This is a genomic window from Streptomyces sp. NPDC001502, from assembly GCF_042894785.1.
Lineage (GTDB): Bacteria > Actinomycetota > Actinomycetes > Streptomycetales > Streptomycetaceae > Streptomyces > Streptomyces kutzneri.
This window is the reverse complement of record NZ_JBIAVW010000014.1, coordinates 107,874-132,383: the sequence shown is the minus strand read 5'-3', so window position 1 is coordinate 132,383 and position 24,510 is coordinate 107,874. Positions and strand designations below refer to the sequence as shown.

26 protein-coding genes are annotated in these 24,510 nt (G+C 71.6%); 11 read left to right on the top strand and 15 right to left on the bottom strand.

The window, feature by feature from the left end:
• Window positions 1–21 precede the first annotated feature (21 nt).
• A complete protein-coding gene (locus ACFY0D_RS24455) occupies window positions 22–672 on the bottom strand; it encodes a hypothetical protein (RefSeq protein ID WP_390800198.1) in 651 nt (216 codons plus the stop codon).
• Between ACFY0D_RS24455 and ACFY0D_RS24450 the strand changes: the two genes are divergently transcribed.
• Both ACFY0D_RS24450 and ACFY0D_RS24445 read left to right on the top strand, forming a co-directional pair.
• Window positions 671–1,549 (top strand): helix-turn-helix domain-containing protein, encoded by an 879-nt coding sequence (locus tag ACFY0D_RS24450; RefSeq protein WP_390800197.1) that lies wholly within the window; start codon window positions 671–673, stop codon window positions 1,547–1,549. The two genes, ACFY0D_RS24455 and ACFY0D_RS24450, sit on opposite strands and share 2 nt — an antisense overlap.
• Window positions 1,546–1,758 (top strand): DUF397 domain-containing protein, encoded by a 213-nt coding sequence (locus tag ACFY0D_RS24445; protein WP_390800196.1) that lies wholly within the window; start codon window positions 1,546–1,548, stop codon window positions 1,756–1,758. The genes ACFY0D_RS24450 and ACFY0D_RS24445 overlap by 4 nt, the downstream gene beginning before the upstream one ends.
• Window positions 1,759–1,834: 76 nt before the next feature.
• Here the strand turns inward: ACFY0D_RS24445 and ACFY0D_RS24440 are convergent, their stop codons facing one another.
• The gene (locus ACFY0D_RS24440) at window positions 1,835–2,950 is read right to left on the bottom strand and encodes a methyltransferase domain-containing protein (RefSeq protein WP_390800195.1); all 1,116 of its coding nucleotides are present in this window, start codon (window positions 2,948–2,950) and stop codon (window positions 1,835–1,837) included.
• Window positions 2,951–2,956: 6 nt separating this feature from the next.
• The gene (locus ACFY0D_RS24435) at window positions 2,957–3,109 is read right to left on the bottom strand and encodes a hypothetical protein (protein ID WP_390800194.1); all 153 of its coding nucleotides are present in this window, start codon (window positions 3,107–3,109) and stop codon (window positions 2,957–2,959) included.
• Window positions 3,110–3,253: 144 nt separating this feature from the next.
• On the opposite strand from ACFY0D_RS24435, the gene ACFY0D_RS24430 reads away from it, so the two are divergent.
• Both ACFY0D_RS24430 and ACFY0D_RS24425 read left to right on the top strand, forming a co-directional pair.
• On the top strand, window positions 3,254–3,694 hold the full coding sequence (locus ACFY0D_RS24430) for a multiprotein-bridging factor 1 family protein (protein ID WP_390800193.1): 441 nt from the start codon (window positions 3,254–3,256) through the stop codon (window positions 3,692–3,694).
• A 51-nt stretch (window positions 3,695–3,745) separates the two neighbouring features.
• Window positions 3,746–4,621 carry a transcriptional regulator gene (locus ACFY0D_RS24425; protein WP_390800192.1) on the top strand — a complete coding sequence of 292 codons (876 nt, stop codon included), beginning with the start codon at window positions 3,746–3,748 and terminating at the stop codon, window positions 4,619–4,621.
• 7 nt (window positions 4,622–4,628) lie between these two features.
• Here the strand turns inward: ACFY0D_RS24425 and ACFY0D_RS24420 are convergent, their stop codons facing one another.
• Window positions 4,629–5,018: a hypothetical protein gene (locus ACFY0D_RS24420; RefSeq protein WP_390800191.1), complete on the bottom strand. Its 390-nt coding sequence runs from the start codon at window positions 5,016–5,018 to the stop codon at window positions 4,629–4,631.
• Here ACFY0D_RS24420 and ACFY0D_RS24415 point away from each other — a divergent pair.
• Window positions 5,017–5,589 (top strand): Uma2 family endonuclease, encoded by a 573-nt coding sequence (locus ACFY0D_RS24415; RefSeq protein WP_390800190.1) that lies wholly within the window; start codon window positions 5,017–5,019, stop codon window positions 5,587–5,589. The genes ACFY0D_RS24420 and ACFY0D_RS24415 overlap by 2 nt on opposite strands.
• Before the next feature lie 6 nt (window positions 5,590–5,595).
• Here the strand turns inward: ACFY0D_RS24415 and ACFY0D_RS24410 are convergent, their stop codons facing one another.
• A complete protein-coding gene (locus ACFY0D_RS24410) occupies window positions 5,596–7,230 on the bottom strand; it encodes a FadD3 family acyl-CoA ligase (RefSeq protein WP_390800189.1) in 1,635 nt (544 codons plus the stop codon).
• A gap of 94 nt (window positions 7,231–7,324) precedes the next feature.
• Between ACFY0D_RS24410 and ACFY0D_RS24405 the strand changes: the two genes are divergently transcribed.
• From ACFY0D_RS24405 to ACFY0D_RS24395, 3 genes are read left to right on the top strand one after another with little or no spacing between them, the layout of a single operon-like run.
• The gene (locus ACFY0D_RS24405; protein ID WP_351149932.1) at window positions 7,325–8,476 is read left to right on the top strand and encodes a lipid-transfer protein; all 1,152 of its coding nucleotides are present in this window, start codon (window positions 7,325–7,327) and stop codon (window positions 8,474–8,476) included.
• A 4-nt stretch (window positions 8,477–8,480) separates the two neighbouring features.
• A complete protein-coding gene (locus ACFY0D_RS24400) occupies window positions 8,481–8,954 on the top strand; it encodes a Zn-ribbon domain-containing OB-fold protein (protein WP_390800188.1) in 474 nt (157 codons plus the stop codon).
• Complete coding sequence (locus ACFY0D_RS24395) at window positions 8,951–9,727, top strand: enoyl-CoA hydratase/isomerase family protein (protein ID WP_390800187.1); 777 nt, start codon at window positions 8,951–8,953, stop codon at window positions 9,725–9,727. The genes ACFY0D_RS24400 and ACFY0D_RS24395 overlap by 4 nt, the downstream gene beginning before the upstream one ends.
• Window positions 9,728–9,736: 9 nt before the next feature.
• On the opposite strand, the gene ACFY0D_RS24390 is transcribed toward ACFY0D_RS24395, so the two are convergent.
• Window positions 9,737–10,345 (bottom strand): hypothetical protein, encoded by a 609-nt coding sequence (locus ACFY0D_RS24390; RefSeq protein WP_390800186.1) that lies wholly within the window; start codon window positions 10,343–10,345, stop codon window positions 9,737–9,739.
• Between the two features lie 164 nt (window positions 10,346–10,509).
• Here ACFY0D_RS24390 and ACFY0D_RS24385 point away from each other — a divergent pair, with 164 nt between their 5' ends.
• Window positions 10,510–10,977: a hypothetical protein gene (locus ACFY0D_RS24385; RefSeq protein ID WP_390800185.1), complete on the top strand. Its 468-nt coding sequence runs from the start codon at window positions 10,510–10,512 to the stop codon at window positions 10,975–10,977.
• 70 nt (window positions 10,978–11,047) lie between these two features.
• Here ACFY0D_RS24385 and ACFY0D_RS24380 read toward each other — a convergent pair whose 3' ends face one another.
• From ACFY0D_RS24380 to ACFY0D_RS24370, 3 genes are all read right to left on the bottom strand, one after another.
• Window positions 11,048–11,545, bottom strand: coding sequence for a peptidylprolyl isomerase (locus tag ACFY0D_RS24380; RefSeq protein ID WP_328789993.1), 498 nt, complete (start codon window positions 11,543–11,545; stop codon window positions 11,048–11,050).
• Window positions 11,546–11,613: 68 nt separating this feature from the next.
• Entirely contained in the window at window positions 11,614–14,016 is a 2,403-nt protein-coding gene (locus ACFY0D_RS24375) for a serine/threonine-protein kinase (RefSeq protein ID WP_390800184.1), read from the bottom strand.
• A gap of 238 nt (window positions 14,017–14,254) precedes the next feature.
• On the bottom strand, window positions 14,255–15,049 hold the full coding sequence (locus ACFY0D_RS24370; RefSeq protein ID WP_390800183.1) for a VOC family protein: 795 nt from the start codon (window positions 15,047–15,049) through the stop codon (window positions 14,255–14,257).
• Window positions 15,050–15,390: 341 nt separating this feature from the next.
• On the opposite strand from ACFY0D_RS24370, the gene ACFY0D_RS24365 reads away from it, so the two are divergent.
• A complete protein-coding gene (locus ACFY0D_RS24365; protein ID WP_030013555.1) occupies window positions 15,391–16,038 on the top strand; it encodes a TetR family transcriptional regulator in 648 nt (215 codons plus the stop codon).
• 59 nt (window positions 16,039–16,097) lie between these two features.
• Here the strand turns inward: ACFY0D_RS24365 and ACFY0D_RS24360 are convergent, their stop codons facing one another.
• Window positions 16,098–16,571: a nitroreductase family deazaflavin-dependent oxidoreductase gene (locus ACFY0D_RS24360; protein WP_301370158.1), complete on the bottom strand. Its 474-nt coding sequence runs from the start codon at window positions 16,569–16,571 to the stop codon at window positions 16,098–16,100.
• Window positions 16,571–17,890, bottom strand: coding sequence for an acyl-CoA dehydrogenase family protein (locus ACFY0D_RS24355; RefSeq protein WP_390800182.1), 1,320 nt, complete (start codon window positions 17,888–17,890; stop codon window positions 16,571–16,573). The genes ACFY0D_RS24360 and ACFY0D_RS24355 overlap by 1 nt, the downstream gene beginning before the upstream one ends.
• 157 nt (window positions 17,891–18,047) lie before the next feature.
• On the opposite strand from ACFY0D_RS24355, the gene ACFY0D_RS24350 reads away from it, so the two are divergent.
• Window positions 18,048–19,253 carry an acetyl-CoA acetyltransferase gene (locus ACFY0D_RS24350; RefSeq protein ID WP_390800181.1) on the top strand — a complete coding sequence of 402 codons (1,206 nt, stop codon included), beginning with the start codon at window positions 18,048–18,050 and terminating at the stop codon, window positions 19,251–19,253.
• A gap of 27 nt (window positions 19,254–19,280) precedes the next feature.
• Here the strand turns inward: ACFY0D_RS24350 and ACFY0D_RS24345 are convergent, their stop codons facing one another.
• The 4 genes from ACFY0D_RS24345 to ACFY0D_RS24330 form a co-directional block, all read right to left on the bottom strand.
• Window positions 19,281–19,487, bottom strand: coding sequence for a DUF4287 domain-containing protein (locus tag ACFY0D_RS24345; RefSeq protein ID WP_390800180.1), 207 nt, complete (start codon window positions 19,485–19,487; stop codon window positions 19,281–19,283).
• Between the two features lie 1,278 nt (window positions 19,488–20,765).
• Entirely contained in the window at window positions 20,766–21,245 is a 480-nt protein-coding gene (locus ACFY0D_RS24340) for a hypothetical protein (protein WP_390800179.1), read from the bottom strand.
• Window positions 21,246–21,857: 612 nt separating this feature from the next.
• A complete protein-coding gene (locus tag ACFY0D_RS24335; protein WP_351155735.1) occupies window positions 21,858–22,868 on the bottom strand; it encodes a LacI family DNA-binding transcriptional regulator in 1,011 nt (336 codons plus the stop codon).
• Window positions 22,856–24,463, bottom strand: coding sequence for a glycoside hydrolase family 13 protein (locus ACFY0D_RS24330; RefSeq protein ID WP_390800178.1), 1,608 nt, complete (start codon window positions 24,461–24,463; stop codon window positions 22,856–22,858). Before ACFY0D_RS24330 ends, ACFY0D_RS24335 begins: the two co-directional genes overlap by 13 nt.
• Window positions 24,464–24,510: the final 47 nt, after the last annotated feature.

Below are 24,510 nucleotides of genomic sequence, written 5' to 3'. Positions count from 1 at the left end.
GCCGTTCTCCGGCCCCGCCGTTCACTCGCTGTCGGTGCCGGGCTCCAGCAGACGCTCCAGTTCGCCGATGGCGGTGGCGGCCGTCTTGCGGACGACGACGTCACCGTCCTGCGGCCCCTCCAGCGGGTACTCGAACCAAGTGCCGTCCGGCCGGGGGAAGCCCTCGGGGTCGACGATGAACACCCGGAGCCCGGCCTCGCGGGCTCGCCTGGCGACCTGCCGCCGGTCGGCGTGCAGCCCGATCACGACCAGGGCCTTCGCCTCGGGGTGGAGGGTGACCGGCGGAATGCGCTGGTCGTAGCGCCGCATGAACTCCTCGCGGAAGCCCACTCGGGCCCCCAGGGCGTCGAAGTTGTTCGTGATGAACGGGCCGACCATGTGGCCCGCCGTCTCCAGGCGCTTGAGGGCGTGCAGGGCCGGGGTGACCTCGGCGTTGAAGCAGGACTGGTACATCTCCGCCAGCTCCAGCACCTTGTCCTCCGTGTTGAGGAGCAGCTCCTGGAGGAACGAGTCCCGGCCGGGGGCGAGGATGAAGGTGGTGCCCTTGCCGAGCGACTCGTCCTCGATCTCGTTGACGCGGTAGATCTCGTGGAGGCGGTGCAGCGGGGGGATCCCTGCCTCGTAGGAGACGCCGCAGCCGACCTCGACCTGGAACGGAGGGAGGATCACCATGGCGGCACACGTAGGGCCGACGTTCCTACGGATCATGCTCGGAGCGGAACTCACCCGACTACGTGACCAAGCCGGGTTGACGGGCGATCAGGCAGCGAAGGCGATCGGGCTCAGGTCAGCCTCGATGATCAGCAAGGTTGAGTCCGGGCACAGCGGGTTCGAGCGCATAGACCAGTTCATGAAGCTCCTCGATGAGTACAAGGTGCCGTTCGAGGGCCAGGAGATGCTCGCCGACTGGTACCGCAACGCCAAGGGCGGAGACTGGTGGAGCCCCAAGTCCGCCACGATGCCTTCCGGCATGAACCTCTTCCTCGCATTCGAGTCCGGGGCCAAGATCACCAAGGTGGTCACTACGCAGGTGGTGAACGGCCTCCTGCAGGCCGAGACCTACGCCCGCGCGCTCCACGAGTCCGCACGGATCGCGGATGATCGCACGAGCGAGTTCGTGGAGAACGCGGTTGAGGTCCGGATGACCCGAAAGAAGCGGATCACCGAAGAGGGCATGGAACTCGTCTGCATCATGGACGAATCCGCACTGCGGAACATGGTCGGCGGCCCGGAGATCATGCTGGAGCAGTACGAGGAAATCCGGCGGCTCGCCTCACTGCCCAACGTCACCGTGAGGATCATCCCGTTCTCCGCACCCACCTACCGGGTCTTCGGAGAGTTCCACGTCCTCGACTTCGACCGGAAGGAACTCCCCGACCCGGTCGTCGTCACGAGCAGCACGGTGGACCAGGGCATGAAGTGTCTGTCGAAGCTACGGCCTGTCAAGCAGTTCGTACGTCGGTTCGACATCCTCGCCCAGGGCGCTCTACCCGCCCACGAGACCCCCGCCTTCCTGGAACGACTAGAACGAGAGGTAACAGCAGCATGACCAGCATCGACACCAACCGTCCGTACGGACAGTGGTTCAAGTCCTCCTACAGCGGCGACGCCAGCGGTAACTGCCTGGAGACGTGCCCGCAGCCGGGCGCCGTTCACGTACGGGACTCCAAGCGCCGCGATGACCCCCAGGCGCCTGTCCTCAGCTTCTCGGGCGCGGCCTGGGCTGCGTTCGCCGGCCAGGTCAGCGGCCGCAGCTAGGTCCTTCGGGTGTCCTCCTCGCTCGCGTCGAGGAGGGCACCCCACGGGCCAGCTTGCCGTAGAGCACCGACAATCGTCAGGGCACGTACGGTCCGACATCAGCGGCGCCGGACCAAACACACTGCCGTTCGGGTGTGACGGTCATTCCGAAGTCCCACAGCTCCGGAGAGCCGCGCTCCTGCCAGTGCCGCCGACCGGCGTCGACCTCTGCCAGGAGCTGGCGGGGGCCGCCTTCGTACGCCGCCGTGGTACCGGCCTGGTCGATGACGGCGGTGGCCCAGGAGCTGACGCCGTCGTGCAGCCGGACGGTGAGGCCTTCCTTCGTGTCCTCGGTGGCGATCCGGATGTCCGGGTGGGACACCCTGAGCGCGAAGACCAGGTGCACGTCGTCGAGCGCGCGCAGGCCGCGTTCGACGTGGACTGCGCGGTCGGGCGGGCCGTCGCCACGGATGACGTGATGCTCGCGGCCCTGGTCGATTCCGCGGCTCGGCATGAACATCCCGAGCCCCTGCACCCAGCCCGTTGCCGATTTACCGTCGTCGGCGACGGTGAGCGCAACATGCCCGAGACGGCCCCAGGGGAAGACGATGCGGCCGCCGGGTCTGGTCTGCTCGATCCAGGCCCATGGGATCTCGTCAACGGCGTAGGTGGCGATCGCCCCGTCGTACGGGGCGCCTGCGGGCCAGCCGGCATTGCCGTCTCCGGCGTGCACGGCGACGTCCAGCCCGGCCGTGGCCAGGCGTCGGCCGGCGGCCGCCGCGAGGTCGGCGTCGACCTCGACACTGGTGACCAGTCCGGCGCCCGCGCGGGAGGCGAGGAGTCCGGCGTTCCAGCCGGCGCCGGTGCCGACTTCCAGGATCCGCTGTCCGGGCTCCAGGATGAGGGAGTCGAGCATGTCCGCGACGACGGCGACGCAGGACAGGCTTGAGCTGGGCAGTCCGTCGAGGATCTGGATGATGGCCGAGGCCTCGGGGCCCGCGTACACGAGGTCGGTCCAGGCGTCCTGGTCGCGGTTGCGATCGACGGGCACGTACGCGTCGTGCCCGTTCCACATCCACAGGTGGTCGGGGGCGAACTGGTGGCGGGGGACGGTGTCCAGGATGGCACGGCGGACCCACGGGGAGTCCGCCGGCCACAGGCCCTGGGTTTCCATGGCCTCCCCCAGCTGACGCCGACGGTCGTCGAGGTACATGTCGCGCTACTTCTTACGCTTGCCCGAGCCGGACCCCGGGGTGGAGACCTGGCCGTCGCTGTTTCCCGGCGGTGGCGTGCCACCGCTCAGCGGCGGGTCCGGCTTGGCGTGGTTCCCCCCACCGCCGCTGCCACTGTTCGAGCCTTTGTCCTTCGGCATGATGCGCTCCCCTCACATTCGAGTGATGGTGCTGAACTCGGTACCAGGCGGTCGCCCAGGAGGCGGTCCGCGTTGTGGTGCCGGTGACCACAACATCACAACGGCAGGCCCCGCGGTCCACGCTGCCCGCACCCTGCATGGCGTATGCAGATCTTGAATACGCGCTGCGCCCACCCGGTTACAGGCTCTAGGGGGGGCGGCAGGCCCAGCGCCTATCGACGGAGGGCGCCCGTGAGTACGGACCCACTCTGGAACTCCCACCACGTGATGGAGTTCGCCGAGCGCCGGCACGCAGGTTCACTCATCCGCGTCGGCCGCGAAGCCCGCGGGTGGCGTCAGAGCGACCTCGGAGTGCGCCTGGCCTGCTCGCAGTCCACCGTCTCGCGCCTGGAGCAGGGCCGGTCCCTCGATCTGCCCCTACTCAGGCAGGCTGCGGACTTGGTCGGCGTTCCCCTCCCGCTCCTCAACGCGTCCTTAGGCCTAACTTCCTCACCAGCACCTACAGTTGTCGTTGACAGGACCCCGGCCGAGGAGGATCCCATGCGCCGCCGCCCCCTCATCACCGCAGCGGCGTTCGCCCCCTGAGCCTGATGACGCGGCTGGAATCCGCGCTCGCCTCGACACCTGAGCCCAGCGGTGCCCCAGCCCGGACCCTCGACGCCCGCCTGGCGGCCGCACGAGGGCAATTCGATGCCGCCCGCCCATGCCGGGCTCCTGCGCTCCCTGCCGAGCCTGCTCGCAGACGCCCACCAGGGAGCCTCCGAGACGCGCCGAGACCTCGACTACGCACGCCTCTCCTCGGCGTACACCATCGCCTCCCAGCTCCTGAACAAGCTCGGCCAGTACAAGCAATCACGGCTGACCGCAGACCGGGCCACCCTGTACGCCGACGTGTCCGGCTCCCCGCTCGCCGCGGCCGCCGCCACCCGCGAACTCGCCGCCGTACTATGCCATCAGGGCCAGGAAGCCGCGGCCCAGGCCCACATCGAAGCCGCTGTCGCCCGCGTGGAGACCACCGGCCTCGCCACGGAGGCACAAGCCGCCGCCTTCGCACAGATGCTGTGCAGCACCGCCTACACAGCCGCCATCGCCGGGGACCGCGACCAGGCGCTCGCCGTGATCCGCGAAGCCGCCCGCGCGGCACGCGACCTTCCCGACGCCGCTCCGGCCGGACGTCTCTTCCCGATCACCCCGGCGGCCGTCGATCTCTACGCGGTCGGCGTCCATTGGGCACTCGGCGACGCCGGCACCGCTCTTGAAGCTGGCCGGAACCTGCACGCCGACCAGTTCCCCACCATCGAGCGCAAGGGCCGTATGCACACCGACCTCGCACGCGCCTGGTGGCAACGAGCCAAGCCGGATCAGACAGTCGGCGAACTACTCGCCGCAGCCCGACTCGCCCCCGGAGAGGTCCGCGACCGGCCCGCAATTCGGCAGATCGTTGATGACCTCTACGCCAAGCACCCCCACGTCAGTGGCGTTCGCGAGCTCGTCGCGGTGACCGCCGCATAGCCCTGACCTACCCAACGCGCTCGTCACCGGCGTGCCTGCGCCACCGCGGCGTGTGCAGGCCCGCCGTACAGCTGCACCTTGGCGAGCGGGTCGCGGACACCGGCCCGTGATGGCGGTCGTACACGGTGTCCGCGGTGTGGAACCCGGGCGCCCACCGGCCAGCGATGTTCCGCTCGGCGAGCGGGACCCCTGCGACGATCATGTCCGTGTTGGCGCCGAGCTCGCGCAGGACGGCGAACCACGCACGGACCCGGCGCACGAGCTGGAGGTCTTCCCGATCCTCGATCCAGTTGCCGGCGCCTCTACCGGCCTGGTCGGTCTTCGACGTGGCGGAAACGACGTACAGGCCGGTGCCGTGGATCCGGATGCGGCCGTTGAGCAGTGTGGAGGACACCATGGCCGCCGAGCTCCCCGAATGGATGCTCCCGCCCCGCCCGAGCGGCTGGGAAGCGGACGACCTCGATCACCTGCCCCAGGCTCCCCGGCACACCGAGCTCATCGAGGGAGCGCTGGTCTTCAGGGTCTCCCCGCAGCGGAACTGGCACGCCCGGCTCGTGGAGAACCTGACCTTCGCCCTGCGGCAGGCGGCACCTGACGACATCGAGGTCTCCCGGGAGATGACCATCCGGCTCGACCGGAAGAGCCGCCCGGAACCGGACATCCTGGCTGCGGCCGTCCCCTACGACCCGGACCGTACCCGCTACCTCCCTGACGAGGTGGTTCTGGTGATCGAAGTGGTGTCCGAGGAGTCGGTGGACCGCGATCGCTCCATCAAGCCCTTCACATACGCCCAAGCGGGAATCCCCCACTTCTGGCGTGTCGAGGACGAGACGACGGGGCCCGCCGTCCACGTCTACGAGCTGGACACCGTCACCCGGTCGTACGTCGCGACGGGAATCCACCGGGAGTGGCTCAAGGTGGCGGTTCCGTTCGCCGCGACCATCGATCTGGGCAGCCTCGTCCCCTGATCCGCCTCAGGGGGTGCGGAGGGCGCGTTTGAGGATCTTGCCGCTCGCGTTGCGCGGGAGTTCCGTCACGAACTCCACCGCGCGCGGGACCTTGTAGTTGGCCATCTCGCGGCGGGACCAGGCGATCAGGTCGTCCGCGGTGAGGGTGGAGCCGGGTCGGCGGACCGCGTAGGCCTTGCCGACCTCGCCCAGGCGCGGGTCCGGGATGCCGATCACCGCGACGTCCGCGATGTCCGGGTGGAGGCCGAGGAGTTGCTCGATCTCGGCGGGGTAGGCGTTGAACCCGCCGACGATGAACATGTCCTTGATCCGGTCGGTGATGCGCAGGTTGCCGTCCTCGTCCACGTACCCCACGTCGCCGGTGTGCAGCCAGCCCTCGGGGGTGATGGTCCGGGCGGTCTCCTCCGGGTCCTCGAAGTAGCCCTGCATGACGTGGTAGCCGCGGACCGCGATCTCGCCCACGTGCCCGGTCGGCCGCGGCCGCCCGTCCGCGTCGAGGATCACCACCTCCGTGTCCGGTATGGCCCGCCCTGAGGTGGCGGATACGGTCTCCGCGGGGTCGCCGCGGCGGCACATGGTGACGATGCCGCTGGCCTCGGAGAGCCCGTACGCGGTGAGGACGGTGGCGATGCGCAGTTCGCCGCGCAGCCGTTCGACGAGCCGCAGCGGGACCACGGCCGCGCCGGTGACGACCAGGCGCAGGGCGGAGAGGTCGTGGTGGTCGCGCTGGGGGTGGTCGAGGAGGGACTGGTGGAGGGTGGGCGGCCCGGGGAGTACGGAGATCCGCTCGGCGGCGACGTTCGCGAGGACGATGTCCACGTTGAACACGGACTGCGGGACCATCGTGGCCCCGCGCATCAGGCAGGCGATGATCCCGGCCTTGTAGCCGAAGGTGTGGAAGAAGGGGTTCACGATCAGATAGCGGTCGCCCTCGCGCAGTCCGGCGAGCTCGCTCCACACGTCGTAGCAGCGCAGGGACTGGGCGTGGGTGATGACCGCGCCCTTGGGGCTGCCGGTGGTGCCGGAGGTGAAGATGATGTCGGAGGGGGACTCGGGGCGGATGGCCTCGGCGCGCTCGCGGACCGCGGCGGCCGGTACGCCGTCCCCGCCCGCCAGGAAGTCCTTCCAGGTGCGGAAGGAGTCGGGGGCGTCGTCGGCGAGGACGACGACCTGTTCCAGGTGCGGCAGTCCCGGCAGCGGCCCGGTGCCGGGGCCCTCGGCCGCGGCGCGGCGCAGGGAGGCGACGTAGGAGGTGCCGAGGAAGGTGCCGGTGACGAAGAGCAGCCGGGCCCGGCTGCGCTCCAGGACGTACGCGGCCTCCGCGCCCTTGAAACGGGTGTTGAGGGGGACGAGCACCGCGCCGGCCGAGACGGCGCCAAGGGCGGAGACGATCCACTCCAGGGTGTTGGGGGCCCAGACGGCCACCCGGTCGCCGGGCTCGATCCCGGCGGCGATGCAGGAGGCGGCGGCGCGCTCGACGCGCTCGCCGAGCTGCGCGTAACCGATCCGGGTGCGCCCGTCGACGACGGCCTCGCGGTCGGCGTACTGTGCCGCTGCCGCCCGGACGAGCTGCGCGATGCTGCCCCAGCGCAGATCCCCGCGTACGTTCTCGCGTACGTCCTCGCGCCCGTCGTCGCCCATGCGTGCCACCTTCCCGCAGACCCAGTAGCTGACTATCCGTCAGATTAGCTGTAGCCTTCGCGGCTGTCAGTACTGGCGCACCCCGGAGGTGGCGATGGCGGCAACGCTCAAGGACGCGACGGCGATAGTCGGCATCGGACAGACCGCCTTTGCCAGACAACTGCCGCAGTCCGAGAAGGAACTGGCCTGCCGGGCCATTCTCGCGGCCCTCGCCGACGCCGGCATCGAACCGTCCGAGGTCGACGCCTTCGCCTCCTACACCATGGAGGAGACCGACGAGGTCGAGGTCGCCAAGGCCATCGGCGCCGGCGACGTCACCTTCTTCTCCAAGATCGGCTACGGCGGCGGCGGTTCCTGCGCCACCGTCGGCCACCTCGCCTCCGCCGTCGCCACCGGCCAGGCCACCGTCGGCGTCGCCTGGCGCTCCCGCAAACGCGGCTCGGGCCCCCGCCCCTGGAAGAACACCGCCGTCCAGCTGCCCACCCCCGGCCAATGGACCAGACCCTTCGGCCTGCTGCGCCCCGCCGACGAGATCGGCATGCTCGCCCGCCGCTACATGCACGAGTACGGCGCCACCCGCGACCACCTCTTCAACGTCGCCATGGCCTGCCGCAACCGGGCCAACGCCAACCCGGCCGCGATGATGTACGAACGCCCGCTGACCCGCGAGATGTACATGACCTCCCGCATGATCAGCGATCCGCTCTGCCTCTTCGACAACTGCCTGGAGACCGACGGCGCGCTGGCCTGCGTGATCGTCTCCGCCGAGCGCGCCCGCGACTGCCGCCAGAAGCCCGTCTACGTGCACTCCGTCGCCCAGGGCCTGCCCGCCCAGCACCACGGCATGGTCAACTACTGGAACGACGACCCCCTGTCCGGCCCCGCCTGGACCGCCGCCCGCCACCTGTGGAAGCAGGCCGACTTCGGGCCCCAGGACGTGGACGTCGCCCAGATCTACGACGCCTTCACCCCGCTGATCCCGCTCTCCCTGGAGGGGTACGGCTTCTGCGGCCGCGGCGAGGGCGCCGCCTTCACCGAGGGCGGCGCCCTGGAGATGGGCGGCCGGCTCCCCATCAACACCGGGGGCGGCGGCCTGTCCGAGGCGTACGTGCACGGCTTCAACCTGATCAACGAGGGCGTCAAACAGCTGCGCGGCGTCTCCACCGCGCAGGTGCCCGACGCCGCGACCTGCCTGGTGACGGCGGGCGAGGGAGTGCCGACGTCCGCGATCCTGCTGAGGAGCTGACCCGATGACCCCGATGACCCCGACGACCACCACCTCCGCCGCCGCGGACGAGCTGCTGCTGCCGGTCCCCGACGAGGACGGCGCCCCCTTCTGGGAGTACGCCGCCCAGGGCGAGCTCCGCGTCCAGGCCTGCGCCGCCTGCGGCCGGCTGCGCTTCCCGCCCCGCCCCTGCTGCCCGCACTGCCGGTCCTTCGACAGCGAGTGGCGCCGGATGAGCGGCCGCGGCCGGATCTGGTCCTACGTCCGGCCGCACCCGCCGCTGCTGCCCGCGTACGCCGCGCAGGCCCCGTACAACGTGATCCTCGTGGAGCTCGCCGACGCCCCGCACATCCGGCTCGCCGGGAACCTGGTGACTTCGGCCGACGCCCCGCTCGACTCGGTGGACCCGACCCGGCTGCGGATCGGCGCCCGGGTGCACGTGGTCTTCACCGGGACGGGCGGCATGGCCGTGCCCCGCTGGGTCCTGGAGAAGTCATGACCGTGCGGGTGGAACGGGACAAGGCGACCGGCGTCGCCGTCGTCACCCTGGACCGGGAGCACCGGCACAACGCCATCGACCTGGAAACCGCCGCCGAACTGAGCGCGGTGTGGCGGGAGTTCCGGTTCGCCGAGGAGGTACGGGCGGTGGTGCTGACGGGCGCCGGGGCGGCCGCCTTCTGCACCGGCATCGACCGCGGCGTCGACGTACCGCAGCCGGCCTCCCCGTACTCGGCCGACGACCCGCTGATCGCCATCGGCCCCAAGGCGGGCGACCTGTGGAAGCCGGTCGTCGCCGCCGTCAACGGCATGGCCTGCGGCGGAGCCTTCTACCTGCTGGGCGAGGCGGAGTTCCTGATCGCCTCCGAGACCGCCACCTTCTTCGACCCGCACACCACCTACGGGATGGTCAGCGCCTACGAGGCCGTCTACATGGCACAGCGGATGCCCTTCGGGGAGGCGGCCCGGATGTCCCTGATGGGCACGGCCGAGCGGCTCTCCGCGCGCCGGGCCCACACGATCGGACTGGTCTCGGAACTGACCGCGCCCGAGGGGCTGCTCCCGGCGGCCCTGCGGGCGGCGGAGACCCTGGCCGGCTTCCCCACGGAGGCCGTGCAGGGCACCGTACGGGCCCTGTGGTCGGCGAAGCAGGCCGCGCTCCAGCAGGCCCTGGCGCAGGCTCCGGCGCTGATCGCGCTGGGGAACCTGGCGCCGGAGCGGCAGGCGGAGCTGTTCGGCTCGCGGCGGCCCGGTACGGAGTTCAGGCTGCGCTGACGGCAGGCCTCAGTGCTTGCGCGTGGACTTCGGGGTGGACTTCTTCGGGGTGGACCCGGGCGTGGGCCTGGAGCCGCCCGAGGTGGTCCTGGCCGGGCCCGGCGTCCCGGTGCCGGACGATTCGCGGGGCGGGCCGAGCCTGCACGCGGTGACCTCGGCCGCACGCGAGGGCTCCGCCAGCGCGACCTCGACCGTACGGGTCTCACGGGCCTCCAGGGTCGCCTCGACCTCGGTCGACTCGACGGTGGCCCCGTTCGTGCCCTCCCGGTACAGGTGCACCGTGAAGGTCGCCTTGCGGTCCACGTTCGAGGTGAACCTGACGGTGGTGACCGGCGGGGTGGCGCCGACGCAGGTGACCACGACCGCCGTGGCCGGGGCACCGCTCGCGCTCGCGGAGGGCGACGCGGTGGCCGTGCCGTTGTAGTTGCCGCTGCCGTGGCTCTTCTTCTTGCTCTTGGAGCTGGAGCACCCGCCACCGCCACCGCTGCTGCTCTTGCTCTTACCGCTGCTCCCGCTGCTCCCGCTGCTGCTGCTTCCGCCGTGCGACGAGAAACCGGTCAGCGCGAGCACGACCCCCACCAGCACCGCGGTGAACCTGATACGACGCCCAGCCACCATGGCCCGAACCCCTCCCCCTGGGACAACGGCGGGTCACGCTACCAGCCGGGGCGCGCAACGTAAGAGGAACATAAGGACCATTCCCCGCCAGAACCGTCCGGGGTGCGGGCCCCGGGGCCCGGGCGTAGCGTCGGGATCGAGATCCCTATCCCGGAGGGCCGGGCATGCTCCGCAACGCACTCGGCTCCCTGATGGGTCTGATCGGAGCGGCGGCCGCCGTCTGGAGCCCCTTCCGTGCCTGGTACGACGGCCGTCACGGACGCGACTACGGCGTCCAGGAGCTCTTCACCTCCGCCGGGATCACCGGCCACACACCCACCCTGCTGGCCTCGATCCTGCTCCCGTACCTCTTCGCCGCGGTCCTCACCCTGTGCGCGGCGCTGCTCCGCTCGCGGCTGCTGATGGCGCTGGCGGGGCTGGTCGTACTCGGCTTCACGATCCTGTGGATGGTCCGCCAGGGCCAGGCCGTGGGCAGCCTCTCGGTGGGCGGCGACGGCGGCCGGGGCCTCGGCGACGGCCTCGCCAACGCCCTCGGCGCGGGTGCGCTGATCCTCCTGGGCGCAGCGGTCATGCGCGGCCGCCCCACCCCCCGCACCCGCCCCCTCCCCCCGACGACGCCCGTTTCGGGCTGACCCCGGAAATGGCGGCGGCCCCGGCCCCCCGGAGGGGGCGGGGCCGACCGGCCGGACAGGCGGGTGGGAATCAGGCGGCGTCGACGACGCCGGAGGCCGCGATCTCGACCTTGCCCTTGGGGGCGCCGGACTGGGAGCCCAGGGCCTCGATCTGGTCCACGAGCTCCTGGCCCGAGACGACCTCGCCGAAGACGACGTGCTTGCCGTCGAGCCACGAGGTGACGACCGTGGTGATGAAGAACTGCGAGCCGTTGGTGTTGCGGCCGGCGTTCGCCATCGACAGCAGGTACGGGCGGTCGTGCTTCAGCTGGAAGTTCTCGTCCTCGAACTTCTCGCCGTAGATGGACTTGCCGCCGGTGCCGTTGTGGTTGGTGAAGTCACCGCCCTGCAGCATGAACTGGGGGATGACGCGGTGGAAGCCCGAGCCGGCGTAGCCGTAGCCGTTCTGGCCGGTGGCCAGCTCACGGAAGTTGCGCGCCGTCTTCGGGACGACCTCGTCGAAGAGGGCGAAGACGATGCGGCCGGCGGGGGCGCCGTTGATGGTGATGTCGAAGTAGACGTTGCTCATGGGGTCCATCCTGTCACTCCCGGTGCGGTGCGCTACCCGGCGGGGCCGCAGCCCCGCCTCCGGGCAGGTCAACCGCTCGTACGGGTGCCCGTCCCCTTCGCCGCGTCCAGGGCGTACACGCAGCGGTCCTTGCTGCATGCGTAGACCACGCCCGCCTCCGCCACCGGGGCGCCCGTGATCTCGCCGCCCGTGGCCAGCTTCCAGCGCAGCTGGCCACCCGCCGCGTCCAGGGTGTACAGGCAGTGGTCGGCCGAACCGAAGTGCACCCGGCCGTCCGCGACCGCCGGCAGGCCGGTGATCTCGCCGCCCGCCGCGAACCGCCACTTCGGGGTGCCGGTGACCGCGTCGAGCGTGTACAGCGCGCTGCCCGCGCCCAGGTGGACGTTGCCGTTCGCGACCACCACCGGGTCCGAGGACTGCCGTCCCTCCGTCGCGATCCGCCAGCGGTCCTGGCCGGTGGCCGCGTCGAGGGCGTAGACCGTGCCCAGGTAGTCGACGAGGTAGACCCCGCCGCCCGTGACGGCCGCGCCCGGCGCGAAGGCCGGGGGCGCCAGGAAGACCGCGGGGGCCTCGAAGTGCCAGCGGACCCGGCCCGAGGCCCGGTCCACCGAGATGACCCGGGTGCCGGCCGCGACGTAGACGTTGCCGTCCGGGGCCGGAGTGACCCGCACGGGCACGTTCCCGCAGGAGGCCGCGTCACCGATCGGATAGGACCAGGACTCGCGGCCGGTACGGGCGTCCAGGGCGCGCAGCCGGGCGTCCTGCCACACGTACACCGTGCCGTCGTGGAGGACGGGGGCCGCCTCCGGGGTCTCGAAGTCGCTCTGCGCGCCGGTCAGTTCCCACAGCTTGTGGCCGTTGGAGGCTTCCCGGCCCTGCACGCCGCCGCCACGGGTGGCGGTGACGACCGTGCCGCGCTCGGCGCGCAGCGCGTACACCCAGGCGTCGGTGGACAGCCGCCACCGCTCGGATCCGTCGCCGGCGTCGAGCGCGTAGAGGGAGGGGCCGTCGGAGGCGTGGATCCGGCCGTCGGCGACCGCCATGGACCAGGCGACGTCACGGGTCTTGAACTGGCGGCGGCCGCTCGCCACGTCCAGCGCGTGGACCTCGAAGGAGGTCACGTAGAGCAGGTTCCCGGCGACGGTCGGGGTGCCCCAGACCTCGTTGGACATGCGGAAGCGCCACGGCCGCCAGCGGCCGCTGTCCGGGGCCGGAGCGGGGCTCGGTACGGGCTGCACCGCCGAGGGGGTGGCCACCGACCCGCCGGGCGGGCGGATCCAGCCGGTCGCCGAATCCGCGGCGGAGGAGGAGGCGTGCGCGGCCGGGGCGGCGGCGCTCGCGCGCGGCCCGGGCCCGATCGGCACCGGCGAGCCGCCCAGGCGCACCGGCTCGCCCGAGGGCACCGGGGACATCGGCGGGTGGTGCGGGCGCTGCGGGACGGCCTGCCCCGTACGCGGGTCCACCCAGGAGTCGGCCCCGCGCGGGCGGCGGTGCGTGACGGCCTCGGAGGCCGGCCCGCGGCCCCCGGAGCCCGGGCCGGGCGCCGGCACCACGGGGACGGGCGCGGGCGGCGTACGGTGCCCCGCGCGCCGGGCCTCGATCATCGCGACGGCCCGGGCGGGCAGCCACGCCGAGGCGGTGCCGCTGTCGTCGCCGCCGTCGAACAGGTGCGGGGCGAGCTGCGCCTGCAGGTCGGCCGGGGTGGGCCGGAGCGTGGCGTCCATCTGCATGCAGGAGTCGATCAGCGGCCGCAGCTCGGGCGGGAGCCCCTCCAGGTTGGGGCCCTCGCGCAGCAGCATGAAGACCGTCTCCACCGGGTTCGCCCCGTGGTACGGCGGGTGCCCGGTGGCGGCGAAGACGAGGGTGGAGCCGAGCGAGAAGACGTCGCTGGCACCCTTGACGCTGCGCGAGTCCTTGGCCTGCTCGGGCGACATGTAGGCGGGGGTGCCGACGGCGACGTTCGTCATGGTCAGGCGGGTGTTCGAGACCCCGCTCGCGATACCGAAGTCGATCACGCGCGGGCCGTCCTCGACGACGAGCACGTTGGACGGCTTCAGGTCGCGGTGGACCAGGCCGGCGCCGTGGATGGACTGCAGGGCCTCGGCGATACCGGCCGCGAGCCACCGTACGGCCTGGGCGGGCATGGGCCCGCACTCGTTGACGATCTCCTCCAGGGAGGGCGCCGGGACGTAGGCGGTCGCCAGCCACGGCACGGCGGCGCGCGGGTCTGCGTCGACCACGGCCGCGGTGTAGAAGCCGGACACGGCGCGGGCCGCCTCCACCTCGCGGGTGAAGCGGACGCGGAAGAGCTGGTCCTCGGCGAGCTCCGTGCGCACCGTCTTGATCGCGACCCGCCGTCCGGACGCGGACCGCGCGAGATAGACCAGCCCCATGCCGCCGGCGCCGAGCCGTCCCAGCACCTCGAAGGGGCCGATCCGTCTCGGGTCGTGCTGCGTCAGCTGCTCCACCACTCGCCTCCACACCTCCCCGTACGGGCCACTCAGCGGGCCCGCTTCCACCGGCACGGGGCCCTGCCCCGTGCAGCGTCTCACTCCGGGCGCCGCCCGGGTCGAGCAACCCCGATTCTGTCAGGCCCGGACCCGGTCCGGCCCCGGCACGTCGAGCCGGGCGGTGTGATCTGCTCGGCGATCTTCCCGGGTCGGGGGCGATACGGGGGGTGCGGCCCGGTGGGCGGGGTTGCCCGGCCGGCTACGCGTCCGGCTTCGTGCGGGGTTCCGAGAGCAGCCCGAAGACCGCCCCCTGGTTGTCGGCGACGACCGCGATCCGCCCGTAGGGGGTGTCGAAGGGGTCGGCGGTGACCCGGCCGCCGAGCCGCTGCACCATGGCGACCGACTGGTCGCAGTCGGGTACGGCGAAGTAGGCGAGGAAGTGCGCGGGCATGACCTCGGGGAACGCGTCGGTGATCAGGCTGCGGCCGAGGACGGCGGTGTCCGTGCCGGGCGCGGACCCGGGCGGGGACCAGATGCGGTACTCGACGCCGGCGTCGTCCTGGTCCTGCGGGACGTAGCCGAAGACCTTGGCGTAGAAGACGTCGACGGCGTCGCGGGCCCGGGTGTAGACCTCGCTCCAGCAGTACGTGTACGGCTCCTGCTGGGCGTCGAAGCCGTGGTGGGTGCCGGGCTGCCACAGGCCGAAGACGGCGCCGCCGGGGTCGGCGGCCATCGCCGCGGTGCCGTACGGGCCGACCGGCATCGGGTCCATCACCATCTGGCCGCCGGCGGCGCGGATGCGCTGGGCGCAGGCGTAGGCGTCGGTGGTGTAGAGGTAGATCCCCCAGACGGTGGGCATGCGGCCGTCGGGTTTGGGGGCGAGGGCGGCGACGTTGCGGCCGCGGCTGTAGGCCTGCGTGTAGTGGCCGTACTCGGCGCCCGCACCCTCGGCGAAGGTCCACCCGAAGAGCTCACCGTAGAAGCGCTTGCCCGCCTCGACGTCCGGAAGCGAGGCGTCCACCCAACAGGGTGCACCTTCCGCGAATGCGGCCATGGGCCCGTTTCCTTCCGTTGTGCGGGGGTGTGTACCCTCCCAACCCTCTCAGCCATGATCCGCCCGAAAACTTGTCCACAGCCTGTTGATAAGACTATTCGGGGGAAACCTTGCGGAACCGGGCGACACGCCCGGGCCGAGAGGCGGCCCGCGACCGGGGCCGGGGCGGCGCGCGGCCGGCGCGGGGGCACGGCCCGGCCGGGGGCGCACGGGGGCCGATTTCCATCCGGAATGCGCCTGCCCTGCCGCCCGGGACCGTCTTCCGCCCAGGCCAGGGACCCCGTAACCCCATTTGCAGGCGGCCGAATAGCGCGCCGATCACCCCTCGGTAAGCTGACGGCATGACAGGACAAGTACGCACCGTCGACGGGCGTGTCGCCGGCCGGCGCGGCCAGGCGACGCGGCAGAAGCTGCTCGACTGCCTCAGCGAGATGCTCAGCTCCTCGCCGTACCGCGACGTCAAAGTGATCGACGTCGCCCGCAAGGCCGGCACCTCCCCCGCGACCTTCTACCAGTACTTCCCGGACGTCGAGGGCGCCGTCCTGGAGATCGCCGAACAAATGGCCACCGAGGGCGCGCAGTTGACGTCGCTCGTCGAGGGCCGGACCTGGGTCGGCAAGTCAGGGTGGGCCGCCGCCGAGGAACTCGTCGAGGGCTTCCTGGAGTTCTGGCGCCGCAACGACGCGATCCTGCGGGTCGTCGACCTCGGCGCGGCCGAAGGAGACAAGCGCTTCTACAAGATCCGCATGAAGATCCTGAACTCGGTCACCAACTCCCTCACGGAATCGATGAAGGAGCTCCAGGCCAAGGGCAAGGTCGACAAGGACATCAGCCCCGCGGCGATGGCCGGTTCACTGGTCGCGATGCTGGCCGCGGTCGCCTCGCACCAGAAGGGCTTCCAGACCTGGGGCGTCAAGCAGGCCGAGCTCAAGCCGAACCTGGCGCTGCTCGTCCACCTCGGCATCACGGGCAAGAAGCCCACGAAATAGCGGCGGACCCCCGGACGCCTTCCAGGGGCCCACCGCCGACCACGCCCGATCGCCTGCGATCAGCGACGCTCCAGGCGGAACAACCGGATCTCGCGCTCGATGCGCGCCTGGTACGTCGCATACGGCGGCCAGAACCTCAGCACCGCCTGCCACGCCTCCGCGCGTTCCTCACCCGCCAGCAGCCGGGCCCGGACGGGGATGTCCCGGCCTTGCCAACTCACGTCCGCGTCCGGGTGCTTGAGCAGGTTCCCGGTCCATGCCGGGTGCCCGGGCCGGCCGAAGTTGGAGCCGATCAGGATCCACGTCGTCCCGCCGTCCTCCGGCATGCAGGCGAGCGGGGTCGTGCGCGGCTCACCGGTCTTGGCACCCTTGGCGGTGAGGATCACGCCCGGCAGCATCTGGGCGCTGAGGATGACCTTGCCGCGGGTCAGCTTGTGCACCGCCTTGTCCATGGCGGGGATGAAGTGCGGTGCGATCTTGGCGAAGAGCATGGTCGAGGAGACCTTCTGCATCAGCTTGACGCCGGGAGCCATCAGACGGCCACCTTCTCTGGTGCGGGCGGGGACGTGGGCGGGGACGTGGGGTCGGGCGAGGATTGCGGCGCAGCCGGGGCCGGAGCGGCCACCGGGTTTGCCGGGTCCGCCCGGTCCGCCGGGTCCGCCGGGTCCGCCCGGTCCGCGAACAGGCCCGCACGGTCGGCGGCGTGCGCCCGCAGCCGGTGGACCGGGCCGAACAGCAGCTCGTCGGCCGCCGCCCGCTTGAAGTAGAGGTGCGCGTCGTGCTCCCAGGTGAAGCCGATGCCGCCGTGCAGCTGGATCGCCTCGCCCGCGGTCACCCGCAGGGCCTCCAGGGCCTGGGCGAGCGCGAGGCCGCCCTGCTCCGGGTCCCAGGCGGCGTAGTAGGCCGCCGAGCGGGCCGCCTGCACCTGCACGTACAGGTCGGCGAGGCGGTGCTTGACCGCCTGGAAGGAGCCGATCGCCCGGCCGAACTGCTCGCGCCCGCGTACGTACTCCACCGTGCGGGCCAGCGCCTGACCGGCCGCGCCGACCGCCTCGGCGGCCAGGACGGCCGCGGCGGTACGCCCGGTGGCGGCGAGCGCGCCGAGCACATCCGCCCCTTCGTCGCCGAGCAACTCCGCGCTCACGTTCCGCAGTTCGATCCTGGCCTGCGGGCGGGTCTCGTCCAGGACCGCCTGCCGGGACCGTACGAGGCCCGGCGCGTCCTCCCGTACGAGGAACAGCAGTGTGCGGCTGCGCGCGAAGCCGCCGGTGTGCGCGGCGACCAGCAGCAGCCCGGCGCTGTGCCCGTCGAGCACCTGGACGGCCTCCCCGTACAGCCGCCAACCGCCCCCGGAGCCGGCACCGCCGGCAGCGGCCGCGCGGGCCTGGACACCGCCCGCGCGGCCGCCGCCGGACCACTGCCCGGAGGTGTCCTCGCCGGTCAGCGCGAGGGCGGTGGCCAGCGCCGGGCCGCTGACGGCGAGGGCGGCGGTCAGCCCGCCCGTGGCCAGCGGCGGGAGCAGCGCGGAGCGCTGGGCCTCGGTGCCGAGGGCGGTGATCAGGGGCACGCACAGCGCTGCGGTGGCCAGCAGCGGCGAGGGCAGCAGCGCCCGGCCCGTCTCCTCACAGGCCAGGGCCAGGTCGGCGGGGGCGCAGCCGACACCGCCGTACTCCTCGGCGATGGCGATGCCGGGCAGCCCGAGCTGCCGGGCCAGCTGCTGCCAGAGCTCGCGGTCGTGTCCGGCGGCGGTACGGACAGCAGCCTTGACCTCGTCGGGGCCACAGCGTTTGCCCAGGATCTCGCGCAGGGTACGGCGTATCTCGTCCTGCTCCGCGGTGAAGGCGGCATCCATCGTCGGGCTCCTCCCGGGGGCACCTCCCGGCGACGGCCGGGGGCATCTGACGGGCCGTCATATTAGGCCCGCCGGGGACAGATGCACAGGGGGCGGCGGGAGCGGGTTGCGCGGCGGGGTCTAGCGTCTGACACTTCGTCAGATATACCGTCCCCTCATGCCTGGACCCACACCTGGACTCACATCCGGACCCACGTCCCGCGCCCGCCGGAGGGTCGCGGTGGTCGGCGTCGCCCTCTCGGACTGCGGCCGGGTCGACGGCCCCACCCCCTACGCCCTGCACGCACAGGCCGCCCGGCGCGCCCTGGCCGACTCCGGCCTGAACCGCTCCGTCATCGACGGCTTCGCCTCGGCCGGCCTCGGCACCCTCGCACCGGTCGAGGTGGCCGAGTACCTGGGCCTGCGCCCCACCTGGGTCGACTCCACCTCGGTCGGCGGCTCGACCTGGGAGGTCATGGCCGCCCACGCGGCGGACGCGATCGCCGCCGGGCACGCCAACGCCGTACTCCTGGTCTACGGCTCCACGGCCCGCGCGGACATCAAGGCGCGGCGCCGCACGTCCAACCTCTCCTTCGGCGCGCGGGGCCCGCTGCAGTTCGAGGTCCCGTACGGCCACACGCTGATCTCCAAGTACGCCATGGCCGCCCGCCGCCACATGCACGAGTACGGGACGACGCTGGAACAGCTCGCCTCCGTGGCCGTACAGGCCCGGGCGAACGCGGCCACCAACCCGGACGCCATGTTCCGCGACCCGATCACGGTCGAGGACGTACTCGGCGGCGACATGATCGCCGACCCCTTCACCAAGCTGCACTGCTGCATCCGCTCGGACGGCGGCTGCGCGGTGCTCCTGGCGGCGGAGGACTACGTACCGGACACCGCGAAGGCCCCCGTATGGGTGCTGGGGGCCGGCACGTCCGTCTCCCACACCACCATGTCGGAGTGGGAGGACTTCACCGTGTCCCCGGCGGCGGTATCGGGCCGCATCGCCTTCGAGCGGGCCGGCCTCACCCCGTCGGACGTGGACCTCGCGGAGATCTACGACGCCTTCACCTACATGACCCTGGTGACCCTGGAGGACCTCGGCTTCTGCGCGAAGGGCGAGGGCGGGGCCTTCGTGGAGAAGGGCCGCCTGCTGCGCGACGGGGAACTCCCGGTCAACACCGACGGCGGCGGCCTCTCGGCCTGCCACCCCGGCATGCGCGGGCTGTTCCTCCTGGTCGAGGCCGTCCGCCAACTCCGCGGCGAGGCGGGGGCCGGGCAGGTCACCAAACCCGGCGGCCGCCTCCCGGAGGTCGCCCTGGCCTCGGGCACGGGCGGCTGGTTCTGCTCGTCGGGAACGGTCCTGCTGGGACGGGGGTGACCGGCCCCGCCCGGGGGGCGGGGACGGTTACTCGCCCTCGGCGAGGGTGTGCGCCACGAGGGCGTTGGCGTGACCGTGCCCCAGCCCGTGCTCGGTCTTGAGCCACGAGACGAGCTCCATGTGCTTGGTCAGCGGCGAGGACCGGATGAGGTCCTGCCATTCCCCGATCGGACGTCCGTACTTCTTCTCGATCGAGGGGAAGTAGCTGGCGGGGCCCTTCGCTGTCTCGGCCATGATGTGTGTCCCTCCGGGGGGTGCGGGTGTGTGCGGGTGCGGGTGTGTGCGGTGCGGTCTCGTAGGTATGACTGGGTCGGGGACGAGAACTCATCGGTGGGGCGAAAGATTTCTTCGGGCGGCGGTGGCGGGGGGCTTCGGGGGCGGGAGCCGGCTCTTGCGGGGTCGGGGAGGCGGGGCGGGGCTTCGGTGGGCGGGATCCTCTCGACCGGAATCAGAGAGGCGTATGGGGGTTTCCCGTCAGTCCCATCGTCCCTCCGTGTCGGGCCGGTCCCTCAAGGGCGCTCCTCCTTCGTCGTCGCGTCGCTTCGCGATGGCCTTCGGCCACCCTTGACCGACCGTCCCGCCCCGGAGAAACGAAAGACTGCCGGGAAGCCCCCAAAGGAACGGGCCGGGACATCAAGACAGGGACGGGGCGGCCAGAGACGTGCTGCCCGGTCGGGCGCGAAGAGCCATGATCAAGAGGCGGGGCCCATAGGAGTGGCCTGCCGGGTCGGGGAGGCGCGCCAGATCGCTACGCGCTCCTCACCTCTCAGCGTCCGACGACCGTCCTGGGCTGGGCATAGGCCGCCCACGACCCGTAGGTGCTTCTCCTGGGAGGCGTCCGACGACCGTCTGGGGTCAAGACGGGGTGGGACAGCGGCTATGTCGTCGTGGATGCGGGTCACTGCACGTGGGCGGTCCAAGGGGTCGCCAGTTTGCCCCAATTGCACATGTTTGGGTGTGAGCTTGTGGGGTGATGCTCGCGCTGACCCGGTTCTACGACGGGATAGCCGAGCTGCCGGCCGTCCGCCTCCGGCGGCCGCGATCGTGGAGAAGCGCGTAGCGATCTGGGGCCGCATGTCCAGCCCAGACGGCCGCTGAGATGCCAGGAGCACGTAGCGATTGGACGCCCCTCAACGACCGTGACCGACTGCCCAAGTCACTTGCTGTCCGTCGCGCGTGGGTGCCCGGTTCCAGCGAAGGCGATCCAGCAGGTGTCACGAGCCGTGTCCACGAGGCACCAAATCCGACCGCCTCCCGTCACCTCGATCTGCCACTGCGCACACGTCTGTCCGCGGTGAATTCCGTGGGCCAGAGTTCCCTTGAGACGGTGTTGCCGAGATGTCTCGACCGCAGGCCTGGGGTCCGTGCGCATCATGACCCAGGCTCGGTACGTGTTCTCACGGGCTTGCTGGGCGAGACACTCCCAGCCCTTCGCCGATGCGGCATCGGCGAAGCGGACATCCCATTGACCTTCCGGCGCCGGGGGTGCGGCTCGGTCACCGCGTCCCGTGGTCAACGGACGTCAAAGGGGTCGGGTACAGAGCCGTAGTCCGTGCCATGGTCTGTCGTCAGCGCCGCCAGGAGAACGGGATCGGAATGGACCTCGGCCGTGTGCTGCCAGGCGATGAGCAGCTGAGCAACGGACGCGTTGTTGCCGATCGAGTCGGCGGCGCGCATGGTGTCGACCAGTTCCACGGCAAAGGCATGGACGTCCGGCTCAGGAAGGAAGCGGACCCAGGGAAACGCATCGGGCAGTATGTCGAGGAGCAACTCCATGCTGCCGGGCTCTCGTCTCGCCATGGCTGACAGCATCCTCGTGGCGGCCGAGACCACAGTCTGGTCCTGCTCGGCTCTGGCAGCGGTGGTGAGGACCAAATCCTCACCGTCCCTACGATGCAGCAGCAACCGTGGTGAGTCCTTGAGCCTGGCCAGAGTCTGCTTGTTCTTGTTGACCAGCTCGGAGAAGTTGACGGCAGCATTCTCGGCACTCATGACTTTGAAATTACTTCGAAAGTCATGGACCCGCCATCGCCCACACGAGGGATAGGGGCAGGGCCAGCCCCGGACGTCCGTCGGACGCCTCCCATGAGAAGCACCTGCGGGTCGTGGGCGGCCTATGTCCAGCCCAGGACGAGGTGGAGACGCTGAGAGACGAGGAGCGCGTAGCGATTGGACGCGCTTCCCCCCTCCCGGCAGGCCGCTCTTATGGGCCCCGTCTCTGGACCGTGCTCACCCGGACCCCTCGCACATCTCTGGCCGCCCCGTCCCTGAAAAGGAACTCCCGGCCCGTTCCTTTGGGGGCTTCCCGGCAGTCTTTCGTTTCTCCGGGGCGGGACGGTCGGTCAAGGGTGGAGCGCAGCGACATCGCGAAGCGACGCGACGAAGGAGCGCCCTTGAGGGACCGGCCCGACACGGAGGGACGATGGGACTGACGGGAAACCCCCATACCCATCCCTGACCCCGCCCCAGCAGCTCCCGCCCACCCAAGCCCCCGCCGCTCTTCGTCTGATTCCGCCCGAGCAGATCCCGACCACTCGCACCCCCGCAGCGCCTCCCCGACCCCGGCGGAGCAGCGCCCGACCACCCACGCCCCCGCCCGGAGGGCTACGGCACCTCGGCCGTCGAGCCGCGCACCACCAGTTCCGGCTGGAAGACGTACTCCGTGCGCTGGACCGGGGTGCCCGACACCGCCTCCAGGAGGGCGCCGACCGCCGCCGTCGCCATCGCGCGTACCGGCTGGCGGACCGTCGTCAGCGGCGGGTCCGTGAACGCGATCAGCGGTGAGTCGTCGAAGCCGACCACCGACACGTCCTGCGGCACCCGCAGCCCGCGCTCGCGCGCCGCCCTGATGACGCCGAGCGCCATCGGGTCGCTGCCGCACACGATGCCCGTGCAGCCGCGGTCCAGCAGGGCCATGCCCGCCGCGTGTCCGCCCTCCACCGTGAAGAGCGTGCGCTGGATCAGCCCGTCCGCCTCCGCCGTCGGCAGCGCCGCGAGGAATCCCTGCTCCTTGCGGGCCGACGGCACGTAGCGCGTCGGCCCGATCGCGAGCCCGATCCTGCGGTGCCCCAGGTCCTGGAGGTGCCGTACGGCCATGTCCGCCGCCGCCCGGTCGTCCGGGGAGATGAACGGGGCGTTCACCTGCTCGTTGAAGCCGTTGATCAGGACGAACGGCAGCCCGCGCGCCGCCAGTCTCTGGTAGCGCGCGGGGTCGGCGTGGGCGTCGGCGTGCAGGCCCGACAGGAAGACGATCCCGGTGACCCCGCGCTCCTCCAGCTGTTCCACCAGTTCGTCCTCGGTGGCCCCGCCCGGGGTCTGCGTGCACAGCACCGGCGTGTATCCGTGCCCGGCCAGCGCCTGCTCTATGACCTGCGCGAACGCCGGGAAGATCGGGTTGGTGAGCTCCGGGATCAGCAGCCCGACCAGCCCGTTGCTGCGCCGTTTGAGCCGTACGGGACGCTCGTAGCCCAGCAGGTCGAGTGCGGCCAGCACCTTGTGCCGGGTGCCGGCCGCCACGCCCGGTTTGCCGTTGAGCACGCGGCTGACGGTCGCCTCGCTGACCGCGGCCTGCGCGGCGATGTCCGTCAGCCTCAGCGGGGACGTCACCCCTGCCACCACACCGTGCAGTCCGCCGGGAGGACGTCGGGGTCGGCGGGGTCGGCGAGGTCGGCGAGGTCGCCGCTCGCCAGCAGCAGCGTGCCCGGCGCGGGCAGCCGTACCGGCTCGTCGGTGGTGTTCACGGTGCAGACGAAGTCGCCGCGCCGGAAGGCCAGTACGCCGGCCGGTGCGGGCAGCCACTCGACGCCGTCGCCCGCGCCCAGGGCCGGGTGCGCGCGCCGTACCCGCAGCGCGGAGCGGTAGAGCTCCAGCGTGGACTCCGGGTCGCCGGTCTGCGCCTCCACGCTGAGCCCGGCCCATTCCGCGGGCTGCGGGAGCCAGCTGCCGCCGGTCCCGAAGCCGTACGGGGCCTGGTCGCCGCTCCACGGGATCGGTACGCGGCAGCCGTCGCGGAGCCCGTCCTGGCCGTTGGCCTTGAAGAAGGAGGGGTCCTGGCGCACTTCGTCCGGGAGGTCCACCACCTCCGGGAGGCCGAGCTCCTCGCCCTGGTAGACGTACGCCGACCCGGGCAGGGCCAGCATCAGCAGCGCGGCGGCGCGCGCCCGCTCCAGGGTGCCGAAGCGGGTGCGGTGGCGGACCACGTCGTGGTTGGACAGCACCCAGGTGGTGGGGGCGCCGACGGGCCGCATCGAGTCGAGCGACTCGTCGATGGTGGCGCGCAGTGCCTCGGCGTCCCAGCCGGTGTTCAGGTAGTGGAAGTTGAAGGCCTGGTGCAGCTCGTCGGGGCGCAGGTACATGGCGGTGCGGTCGGCGCTGGGGGTCCAGGCCTCGGCGACGCCGATGCGGTCGCCCGCGTATTCGTCGAGGACCAGCCGCCAGGAGCGGTAGATCTCGTGGACGCCGTCCTGGTCGAAGAAGGGCAGGACCTGGTTGCCGAGCAGCTTGAGCTGTTCGTCGCGGCCGAGGTCGGGCAGGCCGGGGGCCTTGACCAGGCCGTGGGCGACGTCGATGCGGAAGCCGTCGGCGCCGAGGTCGAGCCAGAAGCGCAGGATGGAGCGGAACTCGTCCTGTACGGCGGGGTGTTCCCAGTTGAAGTCGGGCTGCTCGGGGGCGAAGAGGTGCAGGTACCACTCGCCGTCCGCGACCCGGGTCCAGGCCGGGCCGCCGAAGATCGACTCCCAGTCGTTCGGGGGCTCCGAGCCGTCCGCGCCCTGTCCGGGGCGGAAGTGGAAGCGCTCGCGCAGCGGGGTGCCGGGGCCTTCCCGCAGTGCCTGCTTGAACCATTCGTGCTGGTCGGAGCAGTGGTTCGGGACGAGGTCCACGATGATGCGCAGGCCCAGTTCGTGGGCTTCGCGGATCACGGCGTCGGCGTCGTGCAGGGTGCCGAACATGGGGTCGATGGCCCGGTAGTCGGCGACGTCGTAGCCGGCGTCGGCCTGCGGGGAGGCGTAGAAGGGGCTGAGCCAGACGGCGTCGACGCCCAGCTCCTTCAGGTAGGGCAGGCGGCTGCGGATGCCTTCGAGGTCCCCCATGCCGTCCCCGTTGGAGTCGGCGAAGCTGCGCGGATAGACCTGGTAGATCACCGCTTCTCTCCACCAGCCGGGCTGCGTGCCGGTGGAGGTGGGGAGTGCGTCGGCGAGGTGCTGGGTCATGGTGTCCTTGGAGAGATCGGGCCGGGGGTGAGAGGGGGCAGGCTCGG